Genomic DNA, 22,233 nt, shown 5'->3' on the forward strand with positions numbered 1-22,233 from the left:
TGAGCAACTTCTCGATCACCGCGGCGGTGACCGCCCGCTGACTCTTGCGGGTGCGGGGCCGCCGGTTGGCCCGGACGGCGAGAGATAGGGCGGTCCGGAGGCGTGGTGCCTTGAACGGTCCTTCGACGCCGCGGAAGCGATGCAGGGTCGACCAGTGGGCGAGGCGCCGGCGCACGGTCGAGACCGCGTGCGGACCGGCGACCCGGAGCAGGCCGCGGGACCGGAGGTCATCCTCGACGGCGCTGGGCATGCCGTGGCGGGGATCGCTCTCGCGCTCGGCCGGATCCCAGAGGTGATGGGCAACGAACTTCAGCGCCAGGGCCTCGGTGGCAGGCCAGGGCAGGGGGTGGCCGATGGCCGCCAGGCACCAGGCCTCGAGGTAGCCGAGGTCGGAAGCGAGGGCGCGCAGCGTGTTGGCGCCCATGCCGGAGCGAGCGAGGTGTTTGAGGGTGGCGGCGTCCTCGTCGGTGAGGAGGACGGCCAGGCGCTCGCGAGCGTCGAACGGCAGGAGGCCGGCGAGGGCATCGAGGTCGCGTTCTCGGGCGAGGGTCGGATCCGGGAGGAAGGCAGGGGTGGGAGCGGGCATGGCGGACGGCGCGGACATCGGGGTTCAAGCCGCATTCAAGCCGATCTCCAGCCACGCGTCCATCATCATCGATAAGGGGACATTATCAATGGTCAGGAGGTAGGTCACACACTCGTACAGATGCGGGAAGCGAACTCCCACCTCGCTTCCGTCACGACGGATGGGTACAAGCCTCGCAATGGGTTACTACCTGCCAGAGCCACTCCCCTGGGCCGCCCTCGCCGCCCCGATCGCCGCCGCCGAGGACGCCCTCGCGCGTCTCGACGAGCGCCTCGCCACCAGCCCCATCCGCCACGGCTGGTGCGCCCGCACGCACTTCGCCGACGCCTGCGCCAGCCTCGCCCTTCAAGGCGACCTCGTGCTCCTCGAAGACCTCGTCCTCCACGACGCCGGTCGTGACCGGCACGCCCCTACTCAGGAACTCATCCGTGCCCACGCCGTCCTGCGCACCCGCCGCCGCATCGCCGCCGCCGACCCCGGCTGGGCCACCAATCCCGCCGGCCTCGCCGCCCTATCCGAGGATCTGGATGGTGCCGAAGATCAGGGCGAAGCACCGGCACCAGCCGTGCTGCCGGTCGACGGCGCCGACGGAGAGGGAGATCTCGCGAACATCGACGACGCCTTTTCCGCCGAGCTCGCCGACATCGACGCCTTGATCACCCGCTCCAGCCGCCTCCTCGCCGACACCGGCCCAGTGAGGGAGAAGTCGCCGCTCGTCTACGATCCGGAATGGGGCGAAAGCGACCGCCTCGCCGCCTGGCGCCAAGTGGTCGCCGACACCCGCACCCTTCCATCGGTCCTGGCCGCCACCGTCGCGGTCGACGCCTGGAACGCCCTCGAGCCGCTTCAGCACCGCGCCTGGCTCGGGCCGCTCCTCGCCGCCGACCTCCTGCGTGCCCGCGGCAAGGCTCGTCACCACCTGCCCGCCCTCGCCAGCGCCCTGCGCCGCGTACCGCGCGACCGCTGGCTTGCGCGCGATCCGTCCTCCCGTTGGTTGACGTTCCTCGGCGCCGTCACGACCGGTGCGGAGCAAGGCATGAGCGATCACGACCGCTGGATGCTCTCGCGCGAGGTCCTGCAGGCGAAGGTGAGGGGCAGGCGGGGGAACTCCAGCCTGCCCCGCCTCATCGAGCTCGTGCTCGCCCGCCCGCTGGTCTCCACCACCACCATCGCAGACGAGCTCGGCATCACACCGCGCGCCGCCCAGACCCTCGTGGCCGAACTCGGCCTGCGCGAGCTCACCGGGCGGGGACGCTACCGGGCATGGGGGATCTTGTGAGTTGGTGTCACGAGTGGTTTGGCTCCATGAGCTTCGCAGTCGCAGAAGTTGCCGTCGATGGCAGCGGTCCGGTGCGATAAAGTACTGACGAACGAGATTATCCTTGGGATTGCCGGAGGTCGCATACCGGCAGGGACTTGCCCGGCGTCGGAGGTCCTCCATAGAACTTTCCGTGTTCGGATCTGGATGGATCCTGGCGTCAGGAAGGATTTACGTGTCGGACGAACCCCAAGCCCAACAGCCTGAATTCATCGACCTCACGACCGATATTGTGTCGGCCTACGTGAGCAAAAACAACGTTCCGGTCGCCGAACTGGCGGGCTTGATTGCCTCAGTGCACGCCTCGCTGAGCGGCCTCGGCCAACCCGCCGCCGCACCGGCCGAGGATCACAAGGTCACGCCGGCCCAGATCCGCAAGTCCGTCACCCCGGACGCCATCATCAGCTTCATCGATGGCAAGTCGTACAAGTCGCTCAAGCGGCACCTGACCTCGAACGGCCTGACCCCCGACGAGTACCGCCAGAAGTACGGCTTGCCGCGCGACTACCCGATGGTGGCGACCACCTACGCGGCCCAGCGCTCCGAGCTCGCCAAGAGCCTCGGCCTCGGCCAGCTCCGGCGTGATCGGGCGGCAGCCAAGAAGGCGGCTGAGAAGCGCATCACACCCGATCCCGTCGTCACCGCGCCGGTGGCCTCTAAGCCGGCACGCCGCGGCCGACCGAAGAAGGCCGGGGCCAGCGCAGCCGAGTGACGTGGGCCCGACAAACCCATGGCGGCGACAGCGTGCCCGGCGCACGCTGTCGCTCTCGGGCGTGCTCCTCGTTGCGGGAGGTTTGGCGATCGCCTCCATCGGCATCTATTTCGCCGTTGAGGATGTCGTGCTCCACTGGATCAGGTAGGCGTATCGCCTCCTTAGGGTTGTGCGACCCTGTATGATGCTCGATACGGTGTCATTGCTCGATCGTGAACCGAGCCATGCAGTGGGAAAGCTTTCCGTGTCGCAACAAGAACAAGGCCATTCGACCACTTTCGTTGAGCTCGCCGCCGATATCGTGTCGGCCTACGTGTCCAAGAACTCTGTTCCGGTCTCCGAGCTCCCGAACTTGATCGCGTCGGTCCACACCTCGCTGACGAACTTGGGGCAGGCGGTGGCCGAGCAATCCGAGAAGCTGACCCCGCCGGTGCCCATCAAGAAGACGGTGACCCCGGACTACCTGATCAGCCTGGAGGATGGCCGTCAGTACAAGTCGCTCAAGCGCCACCTGACCAGCCGCGGAATGACGCCCGAGCAGTACCGGCAGAAATGGGGTCTCCCGCACGATTACCCGATGGTTTGCGAGGCATATGCCAAGTCTCGCTCGGATCTCGCCAAGAGCATTGGTCTCGGCCAGTCCCGTCGGAAGGCCGCATAGCCCTCCAGTCCCGCCGCGCCAAGCAGCGGGGCGTTAAATTTTGCTCCCCAGGAGAACCGATTGAGCCGCACCTACGCCATCGCCGACCTACACGGCCGCTACGACCTGCTCTGCGCCGCGCTCGATGCGATCAAGCGACATGGCGGCGGCAAGATCGTCACGCTCGGAGACTACGTCGATCGCGGAGCGGAGAGCGCCGCGATCGTCCACCTGCTCCGCCTGATGCAGCAGAAGGATCCCGATCAAGTAGTCTGCCTCGCCGGCAACCACGAGGACATGATGGTTCGCGCCGGCAAGGATTGGGAGAGCTTCTGGCGCTGGGTGATGAATGGTGGCCGTGAGACGCTCGCCAGCTACGGCATCAACCACATTGACGATGTCCCGGCCGAGGATCGAGCGTGGCTCGCAGCGCTCCCGACGCTCCACCAGGATGCCCACCGGATCTACGTTCATGCCGGGCTGCGGCCCGACAAGCCGATCGAGCCCGAGCGGCGCAAGGATCGGCTCTGGATCCGGGACGCCTTCCTGGAGCTCGAGCACGACTTCGGGAAGCACGTGGTGCACGGGCATACGCCGGTCCAAGACGGCCCCGACCGGCGCCGCTTCCGCACCAACCTCGATACCCGCGCCTGGCGCTCGGGCCGGCTCGTGATTGGCGTCTTCGACGACGGGATCGCAGGCGGGCCTGTGGACCTGATCGAGGTCGTAGGGACGACCGCCCTGGAACTCGGGCTCGGTTCGGAGCCAGCTGCCTGATCTCGGGCGCTCGCAATTTGGAGCCGCTGCACCGCAGGAGCGATCCCGTGACCGATGATGAGCGGACCCGCCTCGCTCTCGCAGATGCTCTCGGCGCCGATGAGGCGGCTCACCGCGCCCGTGAAGATCGCCGGGCCGTTCTCATCACCAAGTTCGGGAGCGAGGCCGCCATCGTGTGGAGAAGGTCGCCGAGTTGGTGGGAGGCGGAGGGGCCGCGGTCTGGAGGTGGCTGAGGGATCCGCCCCGGCGCGAGGACACTGGCCCGGGTGGCCAAACGGTTTTCTCGAATGCGGCCCGCGAAGGCCTGGAGACGCCTCGGGATCCTCTCGCCTCCCCAGCAGATCGGGCAGGCGCGAAGCAGGACTGACCCGCTCACGTCGGCTGCTCCGGTTCGGCACCACTCTACAACCTAGATGCGCACAAATGGTTAGCGCAACCATGCATCGTGCGCATGGCTACTGGGACATAGGTCGTATGGTGCGATGCAGAAAAGCATGGGAAACATGCCCCATGCACGGCCGCGATGGCGTCGCGGTCATGTTGTGCCCTCTTTGGGCGTTTCCTCCCTAGACTTCGGGCCGCTCTCTGGGGCGGCTTTTTTCTGTCTGGGAGCAAGGTCTTAGCGCCCTCCTCTGCCCTCCTCAAGCGCAATTATGCGCCATCCCTGGGCAGGTGGCACTTTCTTGCACAAAGCAGGGGATTGCTTCCGGTGCGCGCCTACTTGGTGATCCGCTTCGGCGAGATCGGATCGCTGGCTGGGAACGTCTCTTCCACCGCTTCGTCGAGCAGCTGATCCTGCCGCTCCTCAAGATCGTCCCCCGGTTTCAGCTGACCGGGAGCACTAGCAGCCGCAAGATCGGCCTTGGCCTTACCGGGGTCATGCGGGTGGTCGTTGGCGTGATCAGTGCTCTTGGTCAGGTCGATCATCTGCGTGCTCCTACGCCTGGAGCAAACCAATGAGCGGGCTCTGAGGTGGTTCGCAGATTGAGTCGATCATCTGCCTCCTCAGCGACATTCAAGCCGAAACCCTGGCACGCGCTCGATATTCTGGTAGCCGCCGAGTACGCGGCCGAACACCAGCGTTGACATGCAGCAACACGCTTAGCGGTTCGCTGAACGGCCAGATGAACGCTGACAACCTTATGCTGCGCGACCGCGACGAGCATCAGCGCCGCCGCTGACTCACCCTGTTTCGGTGCAAGGTCATGAGTGACTTGTTCCAGAGACCGTACCCGGCGACTTGAGGCACTCCCCTCAATGAAGAAGGCCCGTCGCCGGCCGCTGTCAGCTGGACGAGGCTATCTCCCGTCTCGCAGTGCTCTGTTTCAATCCTAGGTTAAATCTGAACGTATGTTAAGAAAATTTATTTTGAACCCTCCTAGTGGCACATTGTTAGCGGCTTAGCACAGGAAAGGCCACCTTTATGCGCGCAAAATTCATGCTCTCTGGTGCAGTTATTACTTTGTCTATGATCGGCGCTACTTCTGCCCAAACCCTGCCCCCCAGAGTGTCTGGGGCAGATTATCCGGCGGCGACAGGTGCCATCATCGAACGCCAATCTAACACGACTGGCAACGTACCAGACGTGATCATCGCCCCAGGTGCCACGGGCGCTGAGACGATCACGACCAACTCCGCGGCCGGCGGCAACGCGCGTCTACCAGAACGCCCTGTGCCGAACGGAAGTGCCGGCGGCGGTGGTGGCAATGGCGGCGGCGGCTAACTCAACGACCAACAGGGTTTTTGGCCCGAAGATATGATCCGTGTGGGTGGCTGTCTTTGTGGCAGCCACTTCTTTTTACAATGCTGGGCATTATGAGATGTCCGATCTTCTACCTGCCGATCTTGACGATGAAACTATTCAACTAGTTCATGATATGAGAATGGAAGGGGCTCTTGATGCAGGCGCATCAAGACTTTTTATGATTGATAGGCTGAGAAGATCAGAGGATTTTATGAGAGTTCGCGGCGCAACAAGGCAAGATTTCCAAAAGATATCTTCAGCGAGACGAATTCTCGGAGATAAGGGTGGTTTTGGAAAAATAAAGGTGCCTTTTTTGCAGATAGTTGAGCAAATAAGATGGTTATTTCGGCGCATTGGAGGCGTCTGAGCTGATTGTAGCTATAGAAATCCGCTCCCCGAGTGCCCTTTGAAAGCGTTTGCTCGCCGAATGTAGCCGACGACGGTGCGCAGCGCTGGAACTCGAAACAGCGAGCCCCGCCGGCCGAGCGGCCTGACGGGGCTGGTGGGCCGATACGCGACGAGGCCCATGCGCAGGATGACGGGGAGCGGTTACCCGAACCTCAAGGCGTGAACGGGCAGAGCATCAGGGCTCGCCCCTCGCGTCCATGAGCCATCCCTTGATGTGCTGATTGCCGTCCGCCGAGTTGCGAAAGCGCAAATTCCAAGAGAGGTGCAGCTTCATCGCGAATTCTGCGGCCTGCCTATCTGTCTGCCGCTCCGATGGCGGCAGTTCACGCCACCGCCTCAAGGCCTCGCGTTTCGCCTCGTCCTTCGTCACGGGGTTGCCTCCTCGACTTCCGCGAGGGCGAGCGACCACGTCACCGGCCGGGCCATGAACCCGGGAGGCAACGCGGCGTCGATCTCCTCGCCGGGGAGGGTGCCTCGCTCCATCAGCATCCTAGCGATCGTCTCGATGTCGGCGCGGTGCCGGCGCACGAGCTGGCAGGCGGCTCGGCGGAGGCGGGCCAGGGCGGCGGGTTCGGCCTCGGGCTCAAGCCCCAGGTCTTCGGCCAGCGCTTCCGCCACTCGGTGATCGTCGTCATCGTCATCCGAGGCGAACGGCGGTCCCAGGATCTCCGCTTCCGCCTCGCGTCCAGATTGGACGGCGATGATGCGCCCACGCACGGCCGATGACGGCGTGCCCCGCCTCGTGGATGGCGAGGCGGTAGAGGTCGACAGGGGTTTCCGGTGCGAATTCTGTACCGATTTCAGGGGCGCCTCCATCCATGGCTCAGGCCGCGATCGGCTCGATGCCGGCGAGTTCGTCGGCCATGCCAGCTTCCAGGGTGCGCAAGTCGTGGTCGCGCTGAAGGTTGGCCCAGAACTCGGCCGAGTTGCCGAACAGCCGACCGAAGCGCAGGGCCATCGCCGGCGTCACCGGCTGACGCTCCTCAAGGATGTCGTAGAGGGTCTGCCGAGAGATGCCGAGCCGTCGGGCAATCTCGGTCTTGGGGAGGTTCACGGCCGGGAGGATGTCTTCCCGAAGGACTTCGCCCGGGTGGGCCGGTGCGAGGCCGGCTAGAAGGGGATTGCCGCTCATGACGAATACTCCGTGTTCAATGGTAGTCCTCAAGGTCCACCTCGATTGCGTCAGGGGCCTCCCACCGGAAGGTGATCCGGTAATTGCCGCTGGCGTTGACAGCGTATGTCCCTTTTCGGTCGCCGCTCAACTCGTGAAAGCGGAGGCCCGGGAGGTTCATGTCTTCAGGCTTCGTTGCAGCGTTGATCTGCAACAGGATGCGCCGGACCCGATCCGCGTTCTCGACGCTGAGCTTTCTGGCGTCGCCTGTCTCAGCGAAGAGGCGGAGCCCCTTGTTTTTGAACGACCGGATCATGTCAGAATTGTAAGTCATAGCCTTACAATGTCAAGCATTGCCTTACGCCGCTGGGTGTTCCTGAAACGCCGAACGCCTCCGCGCGGCCCTGTGGGCGTCGGTCGCGCTGGCGTCGCCGAGGGAGTGCATCTGCCGCGAAATGGCGGCCGCGGCGTAGGCGGCGCGATCAGCGTCCGAGTGCAGCGGCGTGTGGAGCAGCGCCCGGAAAGCCGCCTCCTCGGCCTGCCGCCGCTTGGCCAGATCCGGCAGGCTGTAGGCCTCGGTGTAGAGGGCATAGCCATAGGCCATCTCGTGCGCGGCGAGGGCGGCAGCGAGGGTGGCCGACGGCTTGCCGGCGCCGACCGGCTTCGGCGGGCTGAACCGGGCAGGCCCCTTGCCGATGACCTTGGCGGCGGAGCCCTTCAGGGCGGCGTAGCGCTCGCGCAGGGACGGGCGAGGAGCGTCGGGGTTGCGGCGGGGGAGCTTGAGGACGAGCTTCATTGCAAGTGATCCTGTGAGCTTGATAGCAAGTTGACGAGATGACGGCCTATCGAGGCAGCAGGCGCTAGAGGTGCGTGGCGAGGCCGATCAGCCCCATGCCGCCGCCGATCAGGACCACGGCGGCGAGAAGGTCGCCGGCCGTGCTCAGGAAGCGCAGGGCGCGAACGTGGGCCGTGTCCGGCCGGACGGCGGTGACGGCCTCCCACGGCTCGATCTCGCCCGGCACGGGCTCGTCGGGCGGCAGCGTGGGGGCGTGGCGCCCGTAGATGGGCGCAGGAAAGTAGGTGCGGGCCTGGGGCGCCTGCGGGGCGGCGGCGGCGAGCGGTGGCGGTCCTCGGCCCGGCCCTCACGCCTGAGCCTTGGCGCTGGCGATCATCACGGCGAAGCGCTCGAACAGCCACGCGCCGAACGTCTGCTTGTCAAAGTCCTGCGCCACCTCGGCGAGATAGGTCGCGAGGGTGCGAACCTCATCGGGGTCGGCCGGGGTGAGGGCGAGCAGGGCGTTGAGGGCGGCAGCCTCCTCGTCGCTGGCGCGATCAGCGATGGCGAGCATCAGGCGCTCGTCGGGGGTGCTGTCTTCCTCGGCCCGCACGTAGTCGGCGACGGCCTGCGTCACGGCGAGGTTGGCGCTGCGGTGGGTCTCGATCGCGGCCAGCAGCGGGCTCGGGCCACGCGGCGCCGGGAGTGCGAGGAGAGGCAGGGGCACAGGGAGCGCCAGGGTGGCCGGGGAATGCACCGTCGTCCGTCTCACACCCCAGGGCGACGAGGTCGCGACGGGAAAGGCGCGGGTGCCGGGCGTTCTGCCCTTCACGGTTGGCTGGCCCTATTGACGCTCATGTTGCAATGGGTGATACATGTTGCATTCGATGCAACACGGCGGGCGTGATGATCCAGAGCTTCCACGACCGCATGACGGAAGCCGTGTTCCGGGGCCGGTGCCCGAAGGGGTTCCCGGCCGATCTGTTCAAGGCGGTTCGCCGTCGCTTGATCGCCTTGGATGGCGCGACCTCGCTGGACGACCTGAAAATCCCGACCTCGAACCGGCTGCATCCGCTCGAACGGGACCGCGCCGGGCAACACGCCATCGCGGTCAACGCGCAGTTCCGGATCTGCTTCGTCTGGACCGATGCTGGGCCGGAGCGGGTCGAGTTCACGGACTACCACTGAGGGAGGAACCCATGTCGGACACCATCACGCTCGACGCCCTGCGGCGGTCCTTCGACGATACCGAGGGCGTCACGGTCCTGCCGCCGGTCCACCCTGGCGAGATCCTGCGCGAGGAGTTCATGGCGCCGCTCGGCCTCTCGGCCGGTGCGGTCGCCAAGGCGCTCAACCTGCCGCGCTCGCGCATCGAGCGGATCGTGAAGGAGGAAATCGGCATCAGCACCGACACGGCCCTGCGCCTGGGCCGCTACTTCCGCACCTCGCACCTGTTCTGGCTAAACCTCCAGACCCGGTTCGAGAGCGAGACGCTGCTGTCCGAGATTGGGGCCGAGCTTGAGGGGATCCAGCCCGTTCCGGAGGCGGCGTGAGACTGTCCCGCACCTGTCCCGGCTTTCGGGATCGCATCTCATGCCGAGCCCCAAACTCCCTCCGGCGGAGGTGTCCCGCCAGTGTCCCGCACCTGTCCCAGTAACGTGACAGTGCGTTACGGCCACGTGACCACTTACCCGTGATGCAGTCACGTGTGACAAGGCGTTAGGCGCGTTATCATGGTCAGCGGCGTGCTAGACCGGCTGGTCCCACCCTGGGTCGCCTATGACTATGCCCGCGCCCTCAAGGGCAAGTCCACGACCGAGCCGAGGCTGGTCAGCGTCCCGGAGGCCGGTCACTTTGATCTAGTCACGCCGTCTGCGCCAGCCTGGAAGCAGGCGCGCAGCTTTATCGAGGAGGCGCTGGAAGTCCGGTGAGCGCAATTAAAAAGGCGGCTGGCGGCGGGGTTGTCCGACTCTCAAGCTCAGAAACGCATTCATCGCCGCCAATAGCTTCATCGTGACCAGCTTTTTTTCGGCAGCGCCGTCCTGGCCGCCCTAAGGGCTATTAGCGCCGAGAGGACCAAAGGATGGCTGATGCTTACCGCTGCTCACCCAGCGCAGCATGCACGTCCCGCTCTATAGTCGAGGGCGCACTGGCGTGGGCTTTGGCTTCAGACGGATGAGCCGTTCGATCTTCAAGCCGCTTTGTCGTCCAATACGACGCGCCGGTAGGATAAAACTAGAGCTTCGGCTTGCGCATCATTCAGGTCTGAGATGACGACCTGAGTGCCGATGAATACCGTCCAGCGGCCATCGTAGCTCTGCTCTTTGCGAATGACTGGCACTGCAAAGCTCCATCTCTGACACGAGAGAAACGTCTCTATGCAACGATCGTGCCCGGCCCGGAATACCTCACATTGAGGGAGGTAGGCGCTCTCATACCCTCGCGCCTTCGCATCGCCGTGTCGATGCGAAGGCGACCGGCGCATCGGCGCCGGCGCCCGTTCGGGCTTGCCTGGCACCTTCGAACGCGTCCGTTCGAAGGCGCGGCGGTATCAGTGGCTGACTGCCAGCAGGACAGCGATGTTGCAGGCGAGCAGCAGGGCGACGCGGGCGAGAATGGTAGATGCGAGCATCTCGATCAGTCCTGTCCGGAAGCAGCCTCAGCCGATGTACGGCCAGGCCCGCAGAGGGCAGCAGTTCTCGGCATCAGGTGCAGCATCCGCCGCCTGAGCCGGTTGTTCGGTCGAGACGATGTACGCCGACACGGCAGAGGCCACAGCCGGAACTCGCGTTCCAGCTTGACACCCGAGGGTGCGCGTGGCGATATCGGAGGTGCATTGTTTTCCGATAACGCCCTGCTTCGGCGGCGCCACGGCCTCTCTCCCGGCAAGGAGAGGGGCCGTTTGGCGTTCTATTGCATTGACGCATTCAGAGGATTCACGGGAGGCCTGAGCCATGCGAGTCTGAGGGCATGGCTCAGACTGTCTGTGTGATCCCCAGCGCCGCCGACCTGACGCGCCTGTCCGCCATCGTCGCCGATCGGGGGCGGCCCCTCAAGCACACCCAGCGCGCCCGCATCATCCTGCTCTCGGCCGAGCGCCTCTGCGTCCTTGACGTCGCCCAGCAGGCGGGCGTCAGCCGGCCGGCCAACCCGTCATGCACCAGGGTCGTCTTGTGCGTCTTCAGGTTGTCGAGCACGAGATGCACCTCCAGATCGCGTGCGACGCTGCTCTCGACCTGCTCCAGGAAGGCGCGGAACTCGACGCTGCGATGACGCGGCTTGCAGCTCCCGATCACCGTTCCGGCTTTCACGTCGAGGGCGGCAAACAGGTCGAGCGTGCCATGCCGGCGATAGTCATGGGTCGTTCGTTCGACCTGACCCGGCCGCAGTGGGTAGGCCGGCGCCGTGCCCTGCACCGCCTGGATCTGCGGCTTCTCGTCGACGCACAACACCAGCGCGCGATCGGGTGGGGCGAGGTAGAGGCCGACCACGTCGCGCACCTTCTCCACGAACGCGGGATCCGCAGAGAGCTTGAAGGTGTCGGCTTGGTGCGGCCGCAGACCGAAGGCGCGCCAGATGCGTGACACCGCACTCTGGCTCATACCCGTACGGCGCGCCATCGCGCGGGTGCTCCAGTGCGTGGCGTTGGCCGGTGCCTCTTCCAGAGTGAGAGCAACCAGGCGCTCGACGGCCTCGTCATCGATGCTGCGGGGCGCTCCGGAGCGCGGCGCGTCGACCAGCCCCTGCAGCCGATGCGCGCCGAAGCGGCCCCGCCAGAGCGCCACCGTCTGGCGGCTAACCCCCAGCGCCGTCGCCACCCCCAGGTTGGTCGCGCCCGGTTCGGCACAGGCCAGGATGATCCGCAGGCGCGAAACCAGCGCCTGGCCGGTCCCGTGCCGGTGCAGCAGGCGCTGGATCTCACCCTGCTCCTGCTCGCTGAGATCGAGAGCGACTGCCTTCGGGCCACGCGACATGGCGCACCTCCATCAGGAAGCACCCGACGATCCGCCCACCCGCATAAACTGTCAAACCTCTTCTAACTCAGACCACTAGAAACGCTTTGCCATTCAGCCGAGCCGATGAGTGATTGAGTGAACGTTCGATTAGATCAAGTACCGCTGCAGACTCACCCATGATCAGGGAACCAAGGACTCGTCCGCGCTCACCTTTCTCGCTTTGGCTGCCATGACCCACGTCAGGCACATCGAAAACGGGGGCTTGCAATTATATCACGCCCACTCCGGGCGGCATTCGCACGAAGAGGTTGCATTCCAGTCACAGTTGGAAATATGACTGCATGCTATAGCTCGAATCCTTAACGTCGAGACAAATCCTTCGCCTGGCAGCCACCTGAAATATCAAAATAGATTCATCAAATGCAATGCCATGTCATCAATAGATATATCTGCCAAAAGAAAACGTATTCCGATTTAGCGTATAATAACGTCAATTTTAATATTAGTAATAAAATGGCAACAAAGGTAGGATGGCGCGCATTTTCAGTAGGAGATGGTAGAAAATACGATGAATAAGGTAATCAGAGAAAAAACTAAATTTTGGCGTAAACATCGGAAGGCTGCTTCCTTATTTGACGCTAGTTTCTATCTTTCAGCCAATCCAGATGTTGCGGCGAATGGAAGTGATCCATTCGAGCATTACATGGTTTACGGCTGGCGTGAAGGCCGTGATCCTTCTCAATCATTTTCTACACTATTTTACAAAGATAAATATCTCGGAATCGATAATAAAAATATAAATCCTCTACAGCATTTCAGCAATCTTTCTTCGCTACAGAATAAGAAAACGGTCGTATATTCTAATGACGAATTTATTTCTATACAGAAGAACGTAATACGTCCATTCTTTGATGCAAAATTTTATGTTAATATGTATAAACTTAACTTTGTCCCAGATCCCTTGACGCATTATGTGACCACTGGTTGGCGACAAGGATTTGAGCCAAATAAATATTTTAAGTCTCATGATCATCTTATCAGACACAGTCACTTAGTTAACAGAGACTTATGTCCATTTTATCATTTCATATCTACATATAAACTGCTTGACGAGAATAAAACTCTAGTTAAGATAGATCATAGTTATGAGGAATTTCAAAATAAAGAGACAAATTTTGATCATATTTTAAAATCAATATCTAATGATTTTGATTCGGTATATTATCTTAATAGTTATGCCGATGTAAGAGAGGCTGGTATTGATCCGCTATTTCATTATGTACATTACGGTTACAAAGAGGGACGTAATCCATCAGAAATTTTTTGGACAACGTACTATAAAGAAACGTATCATGCGGAGTTTGAGCCCGGAACCAACCCGCTGTACCATTATGTCACTGAGGGCCGTGCACAGGGGTTCAAGCCGAATCCCATCGGTACGCGCCTGTGGCCGACTGTGATTGCACCGAGTGCTGACGAGTGGACGAAAGCAGTTCCTGCGGCTGACATTGCATCTGCCGACGTTGTCGTTATTATTCCCGTATACAAGGGGTACGATGAGACACTCAGGGCTATCCACTCCGTACTAGCACACCCGCAGACAAGCAGGTTTGCCCTCTTAGTTATTAATGACTGTGGACCAGAGGCTGAACTGAACGAGGCCATCAGCAGGTTGGCCGATCGAAATTATTTTTTATACATACGCAATGAAACCAATCTCGGCTTTGTAGCTTCGGTTAATAAGGCTCTCGATCATTCCGCAAGTAAAGATGTCATCCTGCTCAACTCGGATGCAGTTCCATACGGAGATTGGATCGACCGCATGCTTTGGCATGCTCAAGCTCATACAGACGCAGCCACTATCACACCGCTATCCAACAATGCAACAATTTGCAGCTATCCTCAGTTTAATCACAACAATAGGTTTCAATTAGAAATATCTATTGAGCAACTCGACGCCTATGCTCGATCCTGCAGTCGTCATATGTCATCGAAAATTCCGACCGGAGTCGGATTTTGTTTCTTTATCCGACGTTCTGTTCTCGACGCTATTGGTGTGTTCGATGTCAAGACCTTCGGGCGAGGCTACGGCGAAGAGAATGATTTTTGCATGCGAGCCCAGAAGGCCGGCTACCGGAACTTGATGGCACACGATATATTTGTGTATCATGCAGGTGGCGTGTCGTTTGACAGCACTTACGTGACAGATTTTTCGGACATCGAGAAACGGCTTCTCAGGAAACATCCTGACTATAAGTCACATGTATATCAGTACATAACGGCCGACCCCAGTAAGGAAGCCCGCATCCGGCTCGACCTTTACCGGATTGCGAAACACCTGGGATCGAGAACGGCGGTGTTCATTTCTCATGGCCTTGGTGGTGGCATCGACACTCACATCCGAGATGCCTCTGCACGCCTAGCTGGCGAGGAAGTTGAACTCATTACGCTCAAGGTCTCAGGATCTCGTACGCTCAAGCTTGAGTTTTCTCCGTTCACAACGCGTGCTCTACCCACATTTGCTTTTGTTGAGTTTCACATCGACAAGCATGCTCACTTGATTTCCGCATTCCTTGAATGGCTAAACCCCTTGATCGTGCATGTTCAGTCGTTTGTTGGGCTTGATTGGGAGTCTACGCAATGTCTAATGCGGATAATCAAAGAAGCGAAACGTTATTACTATACACTACATGATTATTCGCCTGTCTGTCACCGCAATAATCTTGTCACACCCCTGGCACGATACTGCGGCCTCCCCGAGCCGGAGACCTGCCGCCAGTGCATCGCGATCGACCACCAGAGCCGAGGCGTGGTGGATCCAGCCATGCGGCGAGAGGCCTTTTCTCGCTTCCTCGCTGACGCCACAGCGGTGTTCGCACCTTCGGCCGACATAGCGGAGCGCCTGCGGCCCCACCTGCCTGACGCCAAAATTGTGATCAGGCCGCATGAGGAAGTTCTACCGGCTGTTCACCGGCCGGCATCGCCTGCGTCAGCCAGGCGAGGGGTGGGCAAGGATCCTTCGACCGTCCTCCTGATCGCGGCGGTTGGGGCAATCGGTCCTCATAAGGGCTCACGTGTCATTCACGACCTCGCCCTAGATGCCCGGATCAGAGACCTGCCGATCGAATACCGGATCATTGGCTACTCCGACATAACGGACCGCTTGGCAGCCGTTGGGGTGCCTGAGACCGGCCCGTATGAAACCGACGGTGAGGCGATGGACCTGCTGCGGATCCTGGGGGTTGACCTTGTATTAATACCATCTGTGTGGCCTGAAACGTATTGTTACGCCTTGTCGCTCGCATTGGCAGCAGGCATACCGCCGGCCGTCTTTGACCTTGGAGCGCAGGCTGAGCGTCTGCGCGCTTCCAATGAGGGCCTACGCCTGAATCCAGATCTGATAGATGATCCAGCCGAGTTGAACAATATTCTGTTATCATCGCCTATACTAGAGATTTACAAAAATAGGAAGGAGTATAAAAGATTTTTATACAAGCATTTACTGATGGAGTATTACGATACTACTCAGCAAAATTAACATTGAAGTTGCGCAAATCTAGGGTCGAGGTTGGAAGTTGTCGGATGCGTATGGCTATGGTGGGTACCCGCTCCAGGACATGCGCCGCATCATCTCGGCCATACTTTGGCGACATAGGAACGGCGCCGCTTGGCGTGCCGTCCCGGCTGAGTTGGGACGGTGGTAGCAGGCGGCTTAGGTCTTCATGCGCTGGGCGCTCTCCAGCGTCTGGGAATGATCGCTTGACCTCGTGCAGAACCGCGGCGTCACCCTCGGCATGGTGATTCTCAACGGCTCGAACATCCACGCTCATCAGAAAGCGGCTGGCGCCGCTTAAATGAGGGATCAGGAGCCGAGCAAGCGGATTGTGAGGCTCTTGGTTGCTCGCGTGGCGGCTTTGGCATCAAGGTCTGCGTGATGGCTGACGGACGAGGGCAGGCTTTCGCCTTCCGGATCGCACCTGGTCAGGCGCACGAACTACCTCACGCTCTCCCATTGCTCGATCGGCTGCCCGGCGTGCCCAGGTACAACGCTTGCTCTCACCTTAGAGGGACGCAGGCGGGGGCCTCCAAGACGCTGCACGCCTCGCGGATCTCAGGAGGAGGCGACATGCTCCAGCTACTCCAAAGGCACGGCGTGGTGTGGAAAATACTCCGGATTAGGCCACCTGGCAGATGGCGATTCATTCCTGCAAGATTTATTGGACGTACCATAGTTTTGTCCACATCGAGGTTTTATGTTTGTAATTTATTTTACATGAGAAAACGTCCGAAGTTCAAATGGGTATCCTATGTCACAGGAGAAAAATGATGCTTTGGTCTAATATGAAATCTCAAATCAAAAGCTTTGCTTTGAGTAGCAAAGAGAGCGCTTTTTTGATAGAGCAAAACATGTTTTATAATATAATAAGATGTCTCCTTGAAAAAGTTAACGTCGACGAAGCTTGGTATCTCGATAGGCACCAAGATGTTCTGATGGCAATCAGAAACGGAGATCTTAAATCGGCAAAGGATCATTATTTAAGATTTGGCTACTTCGAAGGTAAGCTACCGTATAATATCCAAGTTGATGAAAATTTTTACCTGAATACTTATCCTGATGTCAAAATGGCAATCTCAAGTGGCGACATACCGAATGCCCAAACACATTTTCTCATGTCTGGCGCAGAAGAGGGGCGAATGCCATATAAAGATTTCTCTTTGTTCAAAATTACTGCTTAATACGTGATTACGCCATAGGTTGCAAATGCTCGCAGAGTATGAAAGCTCACTGGATTTTATAGCGCTTAACGCACTGTTGAAATCCTCACATGACCTCGGTGAGCAGGGCAAGATTGTGGGTGGGCACGCGCAGGACGAGTTCGCGCTGCACTGATCTGGCGTCGGTTGCCGAACTGCGACGGCACGCGAAGCGAGAGCCGCGCCGGCGCACGGTCCAGTGGGGGACCGCGCCGGGTGGCTCGGAGCAGGTCAGCGCCAGCACCTCGGCGACGGTGCTGGTGGAGTGGGGCAGCTTGCCGGGCGGGCGGGTCTTGTCGCGCAGCAGGCCGTCGACCCCCTCCTCGGCGTAGCGCTGTTGCCAGCGCCAGTCGCCGAACGCTGCCGCGCTAAAACCCCCTGGGTAATTACAGCCAGCCGATCCCGTCTGCAGCCGTGGGTGGCAGTGTCCTTAGCGTACCTGGCCCTGCGCCTGGACAGTCGGACGGGAACTTGCGTATCTGGGCGGCGGCGAGACCCGAAGATCGGGCATACAGAGGTGGGGCCGCCAGGAGGCGCTATGAAATGGTACTTCGCCGTCAACGAGCACGGCCTGCGGTATGCCTGGGACCAACTTCAGGTGACGGTCAACTCGGCCCTCCGCAATACTCAGTTGAAGCCGTTCTGCCTGGTCGATCATGGCGACAAGCCCGCGGAAGTCGAGGCGCGCATCGCAGCTCTGGCGCAAGCCGGCGTCACGATTATTGAGCATAGGGCATCCCTGTGGCCAATCGTGAGGGCCAAGCACAAGCTCAACTCCGACACATTCAGTGGACATTGGCTTCGATGCGACATCCCAATGCTCGATTTGAGTGACGAGATCGTTCTCTACACTGACATCGACGTCATGTTCCGGCGCAACCCCGAGCCGTTCAGCCAGCGGCCTGAGTTTCTAGCTTGCGCGCCCGAGCACCATCAGGATGACTGGAGCTACTTCAACTCAGGCGTGATGCTCATGAACCTGACGGGTTTGCGCGCGACGCGCGAGGCGCTAGTGCGTCACGTCGAAGACCAAATCGTCAACATGGCCCCACACGATGACCAGGGCGCCCTGAACTCCGTCTACCATGGTAGGTACGACAGGCTTGATCTTCGATACAATTGGAAGCCGTATTGGGGCTTCAAGGACGAGGCGACAATCCTGCATTTCCACGGCCCCAAGCCCGGCGTCATCCACCATTACCAGATGGAAGATGGCGACCCACTGCGGTTCGGAGCGGCGCTCTACAGTATCTACCGGCGCAACCCAGAAGGTTATGCAAAATACATGATTGAGGCTGGCAGCTATCGCCGAAGTTTTTAGAGAGATAAATATAAATAGTTCGCACTTTATTGGTACATAACATCAATGATTATGTTGTTAGTAAATCAGGTGTATTTGCGACCAAAACCACGAGCAACGTCAAGCCGGTGGAGGCGAAAGAGGTAATTACCCACAGGGTTTGGGACTGATAGCGCCTGCCGCGGCCCGCACGGTCGAGGTGGGTTGACGCGGTGACCCCTTGCGGTGACGCGGTCGGGCTGATTCCCTTGTGGGATGAGCCGCAGCGAGCTGTGGCCCCGGGCTGCCCTCGCCTCACGCCTTTGCCACCCCCAGCCACCTTCGGTGGGCGTACCCACACCCTGACCTTCGGCGTTGAAGCGCTTGACGGCCTCGCAGAGCGCCTGTCGCTCAATCCCGGCCGCTCGCGCCGCCTCGGCCCGGCTCATGCCATCAAGTGCGCTGGCCACTGCAGCAGGCGCAGGACCGGCCACGCCCTCGCGGCCGCGACCGGCATCTCGCTGCGCTCGGTCCAGCGCATCTGGCAGGAACATCGCCTGCAGCCGCAACGGATGCGCACCTTCAAGCGCTCCACGGACCCCGCCTTCGCCGAGAAGGTCGAGGACATCGTCGGCCTCTACATGGACCCGCCTCGCCATGCGGTGGTGCTGTCGGTGGACGAGAAGAGCCAGATCCAGGCCCTCGAACGCACCCGGCCCGACTGCCCGCTCGCGTCAGGACGCCCGGCAACTCGCACCCACGACTATGTTCGCCACGGCACCACGACGCTGTTTGCGGCGCTCAACGTGCTGGAGGGCACGGTGATCGGCCGCTGCATGCAGCGTCACCGCCACGAGGAGTTCCTGCGCTTCCTCAACGCCGTCGAGGCGGCAGTGCCGGCCGGCAAGGTCATCTATGTGGTGCTCGACAACTATCGCACCCACACTCACGCAAAGATCCGAGCATGGCTCTCGCGCCACCCGCGCTGCGTGTTCCACTTCACCCCGACCTCCGCCTCGTGGCTCAACGCCGTCGAGGGCTTCTTCTCGGCACTGTCGCGTCGGCGACTGCGGCGAGGCACGTTCACCGGGATCGTCGACCTGCAGGCGGCGATCAAGCGCTACATCGCCGAGCACAACGACAGGCCAAAGCCCTTCGTCTGGACCAAGCCCGCCGCGTAATTACCCAGGGGGTGGGCTCGGTCACGGTGTGACGCCGGCGAGGGTCCGATGGGGGCGCTCGCGGGGCCTCTTGCCGAGAGCCGATTTTGCTGATTCTCTCGTGAGATAGGCCGCAGCGATCTTGAGCGTTTGAGCAAGGAGGAGCTGATCGAGCTGGTGCTGCGAGCCAAGATCGGGCGAGCCCGCGATCAGCTCCTGGTCTTCCTCGACCATCCCGACCGCGTGGCGGTCACTAACAACGGGTGTGAGCGCGCGCTACGCCCGGCGGTGGTGCAGCGGAAAGTGACGAACGGCTATCGGGCGATGTGGGCGGCCGCCGGCGAAGCGGACGTGCGCACGGTCGTCGACACCACTCGCCTCTCGGGCGCCGACACCTTCGCCACCCTCCTCAAGACTATCGGCGCCTGATCGTTGCCCGCGCTCCACGTCCTCATAGACAACACCAGGCGGCTCGTGCACCGAGCCAAACCCCCTGAGTGATTACCCCGCCGCCGCCATCCTCGACAGCCAGGCTGCACCATCCGTCTGAGTCAGTGCACTAGTGTCCTGCGCCCGAAGTTTGTGGCAAAGTGGTGAGGGTTCAGGGAGGTGCCGATGCGGCGGTTGAGGACGCTGGAGGGCTCATGAGAGCGGGCGATTTCAGCGCGCAGGAAGGGCGTTGGGGTGGATCGCGTGCATCACACATCCTCCGGGAGGAGGAGCGTTGTGCTCGCTCAAAGCGCTAGGAAAGCGCGAGGCATGCTCCTCGATCACCCAACGCGCCCTGTCCTAACAACGTTCAGCTGCATCGCCGCCCACATTTGTGGATTTATCCGGAAGGCACGATGGCGCCCTAGAAAACTCCTTTCTGGGCGTCATGGGCAGCTTGGCGTCTGTGACGCGGATCAAGGAGTGATTTAATGCAGACGACGTTTGCTGGTCACTGCGTATTATGTGAAAATGATACAACTTTTGAGCTAAAAGACTCGAAAACATATAGATCAATGCAATGCATCAGATGCGGCTCAGTGTCGCGAAACAGGGCACTCTGGTTTGCTCTAAATAGGGCATTTCCCAAGTGGCGACAGCTTGTAATCCACGAAAGTTCGCCAGGATGGGATATCGTCAGTCGTAGGCTGGCTGTAGAGTGCACGCATTACGTTGCATCTCAGTACGAGGACGACCTTCCGCTCGGCCACCTGGTCACAGGGACTAAGCTGCCATGTAAAAAGTATCAGGTTGAAAATCTTGAAAAGCAGACTTTTAAAGAAAATATGTTTGACCTTGTTATCACTCAGGACGTTTTCGAGCATGTTTTCGACCCTCTAGCCGCAATTGCCGACATCGCACGCACGCTCAAGCCAGGGGGGAGCACGCTGATGTCGGTGCCAGTTGTGCGGCGGTTCAATTCCTCACGTCGTCGGGCTCGTCTCGTGGATGGCAAGATTGAACATTTGCTGGAGCCCGAGTACCACGGCAATCCAGTCAGCGGTGATGGCGCACTAGTAACTGTCGATTGGGGCTACGATATCTCCTCGCAGTTAAGTAATGCTTCCGGTATGTACTTTGTGATGCAGACATTCGAGAACATGGATCTTGGCATTCGCGATGAGTGTAATCAGATCCTGATCGGTTACAAAGCTCCGCTGCCTGACATCAACTAGGGTTTGCCGTTACAAGATGCGATGCCGGAACTGGGGAGATCAGCGATCTGACGCCTCATTGATGGGATCGAGGAGGCCGCCCGTGAGGTGAGGTGAGCGGAGGCGGAGATCGTGGCCTGGTGCCGGAACGATGCCGCCGGCCGCCGCCTTCTGATAATTCCCGGCATCGGGCCGATCACGGCCAATGCCATCTCGGCGGCGGTGCTCAGCTCACGGCGTTCGAGCGTGAGGCGATCCACCAGTTGGCCGAGGATATCCCCGCGATCTGGCGAGCGCCCACGGCGACGCCAGCCGAGCGCAAGGAGATCGCTCGACTGATGCTAGGGCGTCTCTGCAAACTCATGTGAGTCAGAGCATGGCCATGCCGAGGGTGACCATCGCGAGGTAGTTGGTGGCGCGCTTCTCGTAGCGGGTGGCGATGCGGCGATACTGCTTGAGCCGGTTGATTAGCCGCTCGACCCTGTTGCGTTTCCGGTAGGCGGCCTTGTCGAAGTCGGGCTGACGCGGCTGATCCTTGCGGGTGGGAATCACCGGCTCGACCCGCCGCTGCTTGAGCCGGCAGCGGGCGGGTGGGCTGGAGTAGCCTCGGTCGCCCGCCGCCCGGCGCGGACGCAGGCGGGGACGGCCGCCGCACCGCGCCCTTGTCCATCAGCGCGTCCAGTGCAAACTGCTCGTGCCGCTCGCCAGCCGTCAGGACGGCCGCCATCGGCTTGCCCCCGCCCTCGGCGCGTAGGTGCAGCTTGGTCGAGAACCCGCCCTGGCTGCGCCCGAGTGCTTCGCCTACGCCCTCGACCGTTCCCTCACCCCCCGATGGCGCCAGACCGGCGGGCGCCGGCGGCGTGCTGGTGGGCGCGCACCACCGTCGCGTCCACGAAGTGCAGGTCCCAGTCGAGGTCGCCGCGGGCATCCGCCTGCGCCTGCAGGCGCTGCAGCACCCGGTCGAACACGCCCGCCTTGCGCCAGCGGTAGAACCGGCTCGACACGGTCCCGACAGCTCCGTAGCGCGCCGGCAGGTCCTCCCAGGGCGCGCCAGTCCGCAGGATCCAGAGCATGCCATTGAGCACCTTGCGGTGATCCTCGGCGGGCCGGCCGGTGCGGGGCTTCTGCGGCGGCAGCAGCGGAGCGATCTGCTCCCACTGCGCGTCGGTCAGTTCAAAGCGTCGCATCCCGGTCACGTGGGGGCTCATCCCGCCCGTGTGAACCCCTTTGCAGAGACGCCCTAGAGCGCGTGGTCCTCTCGATCGAAGAGGTAGCGAACAGACCACTTTGGTCTGCACCTGGGCCGGTGGGCGAGAGCCGACGCACCACTTCGTGCGCCTGGTGCGTTGGACCGACCAGCTCTCCCGCG

At 61.1% G+C, this 22,233-nt stretch carries 20 protein-coding genes and 8 pseudogenes; 16 read left to right on the forward strand and 12 right to left on the reverse strand.

Features of this window, described 5'->3' with window-relative positions:
* Positions 1 to 604 (reverse strand): annotated as a pseudogene (locus MFF64_RS32545) (integrase); the annotation flags it as partial.
* Between the two features lie 160 nt (positions 605 to 764).
* Here MFF64_RS32545 and MFF64_RS32550 point away from each other — a divergent pair.
* From MFF64_RS32550 to MFF64_RS32565, 4 genes are all read left to right on the forward strand, one after another.
* Complete coding sequence (locus tag MFF64_RS32550) at positions 765 to 1,865, forward strand: RHE_PE00001 family protein (RefSeq protein WP_238193407.1); 1,101 nt, start codon at positions 765 to 767, stop codon at positions 1,863 to 1,865.
* Between the two features lie 214 nt (positions 1,866 to 2,079).
* Positions 2,080 to 2,616, forward strand: a complete 537-nt coding sequence (locus MFF64_RS32555) for a Ros/MucR family transcriptional regulator (RefSeq protein ID WP_099904566.1) — start codon at positions 2,080 to 2,082, stop codon at positions 2,614 to 2,616.
* 184 nt (positions 2,617 to 2,800) lie between these two features.
* Entirely contained in the window at positions 2,801 to 3,277 is a 477-nt protein-coding gene (locus MFF64_RS32560) for a Ros/MucR family transcriptional regulator (RefSeq protein ID WP_099904572.1), read from the forward strand.
* 60 nt (positions 3,278 to 3,337) lie between these two features.
* Positions 3,338 to 4,033, forward strand: a complete 696-nt coding sequence (locus MFF64_RS32565) for a metallophosphoesterase family protein (protein ID WP_099904568.1) — start codon at positions 3,338 to 3,340, stop codon at positions 4,031 to 4,033.
* 717 nt (positions 4,034 to 4,750) lie between these two features.
* On the opposite strand, the gene MFF64_RS32570 is transcribed toward MFF64_RS32565, so the two are convergent.
* Positions 4,751 to 4,960 carry a hypothetical protein gene (locus tag MFF64_RS32570; protein ID WP_099904570.1) on the reverse strand — a complete coding sequence of 70 codons (210 nt, stop codon included), beginning with the start codon at positions 4,958 to 4,960 and terminating at the stop codon, positions 4,751 to 4,753.
* Between the two features lie 842 nt (positions 4,961 to 5,802).
* On the opposite strand from MFF64_RS32570, the gene MFF64_RS32580 reads away from it, so the two are divergent.
* Entirely contained in the window at positions 5,803 to 6,144 is a 342-nt protein-coding gene (locus MFF64_RS32580; protein WP_238193408.1) for a hypothetical protein, read from the forward strand.
* A gap of 216 nt (positions 6,145 to 6,360) precedes the next feature.
* Here the strand turns inward: MFF64_RS32580 and MFF64_RS32585 are convergent, their stop codons facing one another.
* The 7 genes from MFF64_RS32585 to MFF64_RS32615 form a co-directional block, all read right to left on the reverse strand.
* Positions 6,361 to 6,555, reverse strand: a complete 195-nt coding sequence (locus MFF64_RS32585) for a hypothetical protein (protein WP_238193409.1) — start codon at positions 6,553 to 6,555, stop codon at positions 6,361 to 6,363.
* Positions 6,552 to 7,001, reverse strand: coding sequence for a hypothetical protein (locus tag MFF64_RS32590; protein WP_238193410.1), 450 nt, complete (start codon positions 6,999 to 7,001; stop codon positions 6,552 to 6,554). The genes MFF64_RS32585 and MFF64_RS32590 overlap by 4 nt, the downstream gene beginning before the upstream one ends.
* Positions 7,002 to 7,008: 7 nt before the next feature.
* Positions 7,009 to 7,317 (reverse strand): HigA family addiction module antitoxin, encoded by a 309-nt coding sequence (locus MFF64_RS32595; protein WP_099900532.1) that lies wholly within the window; start codon positions 7,315 to 7,317, stop codon positions 7,009 to 7,011.
* A gap of 16 nt (positions 7,318 to 7,333) precedes the next feature.
* The gene (locus tag MFF64_RS32600; protein WP_099900535.1) at positions 7,334 to 7,612 is read right to left on the reverse strand and encodes a type II toxin-antitoxin system RelE/ParE family toxin; all 279 of its coding nucleotides are present in this window, start codon (positions 7,610 to 7,612) and stop codon (positions 7,334 to 7,336) included.
* A gap of 42 nt (positions 7,613 to 7,654) precedes the next feature.
* A complete protein-coding gene (locus MFF64_RS32605; RefSeq protein WP_238193411.1) occupies positions 7,655 to 8,092 on the reverse strand; it encodes a hypothetical protein in 438 nt (145 codons plus the stop codon).
* A gap of 64 nt (positions 8,093 to 8,156) precedes the next feature.
* Complete coding sequence (locus MFF64_RS32610) at positions 8,157 to 8,318, reverse strand: hypothetical protein (protein ID WP_238193412.1); 162 nt, start codon at positions 8,316 to 8,318, stop codon at positions 8,157 to 8,159.
* A 120-nt stretch (positions 8,319 to 8,438) separates the two neighbouring features.
* Positions 8,439 to 8,903: a hypothetical protein gene (locus tag MFF64_RS32615; RefSeq protein WP_238193413.1), complete on the reverse strand. Its 465-nt coding sequence runs from the start codon at positions 8,901 to 8,903 to the stop codon at positions 8,439 to 8,441.
* Positions 8,904 to 8,977: 74 nt separating this feature from the next.
* On the opposite strand from MFF64_RS32615, the gene MFF64_RS32620 reads away from it, so the two are divergent.
* From MFF64_RS32620 to MFF64_RS32635, 4 genes and pseudogenes are all read left to right on the forward strand, one after another.
* The gene (locus MFF64_RS32620) at positions 8,978 to 9,259 is read left to right on the forward strand and encodes a type II toxin-antitoxin system RelE/ParE family toxin (protein WP_238193414.1); all 282 of its coding nucleotides are present in this window, start codon (positions 8,978 to 8,980) and stop codon (positions 9,257 to 9,259) included.
* Between the two features lie 11 nt (positions 9,260 to 9,270).
* Entirely contained in the window at positions 9,271 to 9,624 is a 354-nt protein-coding gene (locus MFF64_RS32625) for a HigA family addiction module antitoxin (RefSeq protein ID WP_238193415.1), read from the forward strand.
* 180 nt (positions 9,625 to 9,804) lie between these two features.
* Positions 9,805 to 10,002, forward strand: coding sequence for an alpha/beta hydrolase (locus tag MFF64_RS32630; RefSeq protein ID WP_099900547.1), 198 nt, complete (start codon positions 9,805 to 9,807; stop codon positions 10,000 to 10,002).
* Between the two features lie 1,039 nt (positions 10,003 to 11,041).
* Positions 11,042 to 11,218, forward strand: a pseudogene (locus MFF64_RS32635) (IS630 family transposase); the annotation flags it as partial.
* On the opposite strand, the pseudogene MFF64_RS32640 reads toward MFF64_RS32635, so the two are convergent.
* A pseudogene (locus MFF64_RS32640) lies at positions 11,209 to 12,045 on the reverse strand (IS630 family transposase); the annotation flags it as partial. The pseudogenes MFF64_RS32635 and MFF64_RS32640 sit on opposite strands and share 10 nt — an antisense overlap.
* A 550-nt stretch (positions 12,046 to 12,595) precedes the next feature.
* Here MFF64_RS32640 and MFF64_RS32645 point away from each other — a divergent pair.
* The 3 genes and pseudogenes from MFF64_RS32645 (at position 12,596) to MFF64_RS32655 (ending at position 16,764) form a co-directional block, all read left to right on the forward strand.
* Complete coding sequence (locus tag MFF64_RS32645) at positions 12,596 to 15,565, forward strand: glycosyltransferase (protein ID WP_238193416.1); 2,970 nt, start codon at positions 12,596 to 12,598, stop codon at positions 15,563 to 15,565.
* Positions 15,566 to 15,632: 67 nt separating this feature from the next.
* Positions 15,633 to 16,072: pseudogene (locus tag MFF64_RS32650) on the forward strand (transposase); the annotation flags it as partial.
* A gap of 278 nt (positions 16,073 to 16,350) precedes the next feature.
* Complete coding sequence (locus MFF64_RS32655; protein WP_238193417.1) at positions 16,351 to 16,764, forward strand: hypothetical protein; 414 nt, start codon at positions 16,351 to 16,353, stop codon at positions 16,762 to 16,764.
* 142 nt (positions 16,765 to 16,906) lie between these two features.
* On the opposite strand, the pseudogene MFF64_RS32660 reads toward MFF64_RS32655, so the two are convergent.
* Positions 16,907 to 17,131, reverse strand: a pseudogene (locus MFF64_RS32660) (helix-turn-helix domain-containing protein); the annotation flags it as partial.
* 189 nt (positions 17,132 to 17,320) lie between these two features.
* Here MFF64_RS32660 and MFF64_RS32665 point away from each other — a divergent pair.
* The 4 genes and pseudogenes from MFF64_RS32665 (at position 17,321) to MFF64_RS32685 (ending at position 20,885) form a co-directional block, all read left to right on the forward strand.
* Positions 17,321 to 18,103 carry a glycosyltransferase gene (locus MFF64_RS32665; RefSeq protein WP_099900093.1) on the forward strand — a complete coding sequence of 261 codons (783 nt, stop codon included), beginning with the start codon at positions 17,321 to 17,323 and terminating at the stop codon, positions 18,101 to 18,103.
* A gap of 449 nt (positions 18,104 to 18,552) precedes the next feature.
* A pseudogene (locus MFF64_RS32675) lies at positions 18,553 to 19,242 on the forward strand (IS630 family transposase); the annotation flags it as partial.
* A 159-nt stretch (positions 19,243 to 19,401) separates the two neighbouring features.
* Positions 19,402 to 19,650, forward strand: a pseudogene (locus tag MFF64_RS32680) (IS66 family transposase); the annotation flags it as partial.
* Between the two features lie 491 nt (positions 19,651 to 20,141).
* Positions 20,142 to 20,885 carry a class I SAM-dependent methyltransferase gene (locus MFF64_RS32685; protein WP_099900095.1) on the forward strand — a complete coding sequence of 248 codons (744 nt, stop codon included), beginning with the start codon at positions 20,142 to 20,144 and terminating at the stop codon, positions 20,883 to 20,885.
* A 348-nt stretch (positions 20,886 to 21,233) separates the two neighbouring features.
* Here MFF64_RS32685 and MFF64_RS32690 read toward each other — a convergent pair.
* Positions 21,234 to 22,051, reverse strand: a pseudogene (locus tag MFF64_RS32690) (IS5 family transposase).
* Positions 22,052 to 22,233 lie beyond the last annotated feature (182 nt).

Source organism: Methylobacterium frigidaeris, assembly GCF_022179185.1.
In the GTDB taxonomy this organism is placed as follows: domain Bacteria; phylum Pseudomonadota; class Alphaproteobacteria; order Rhizobiales; family Beijerinckiaceae; genus Methylobacterium; species Methylobacterium frigidaeris.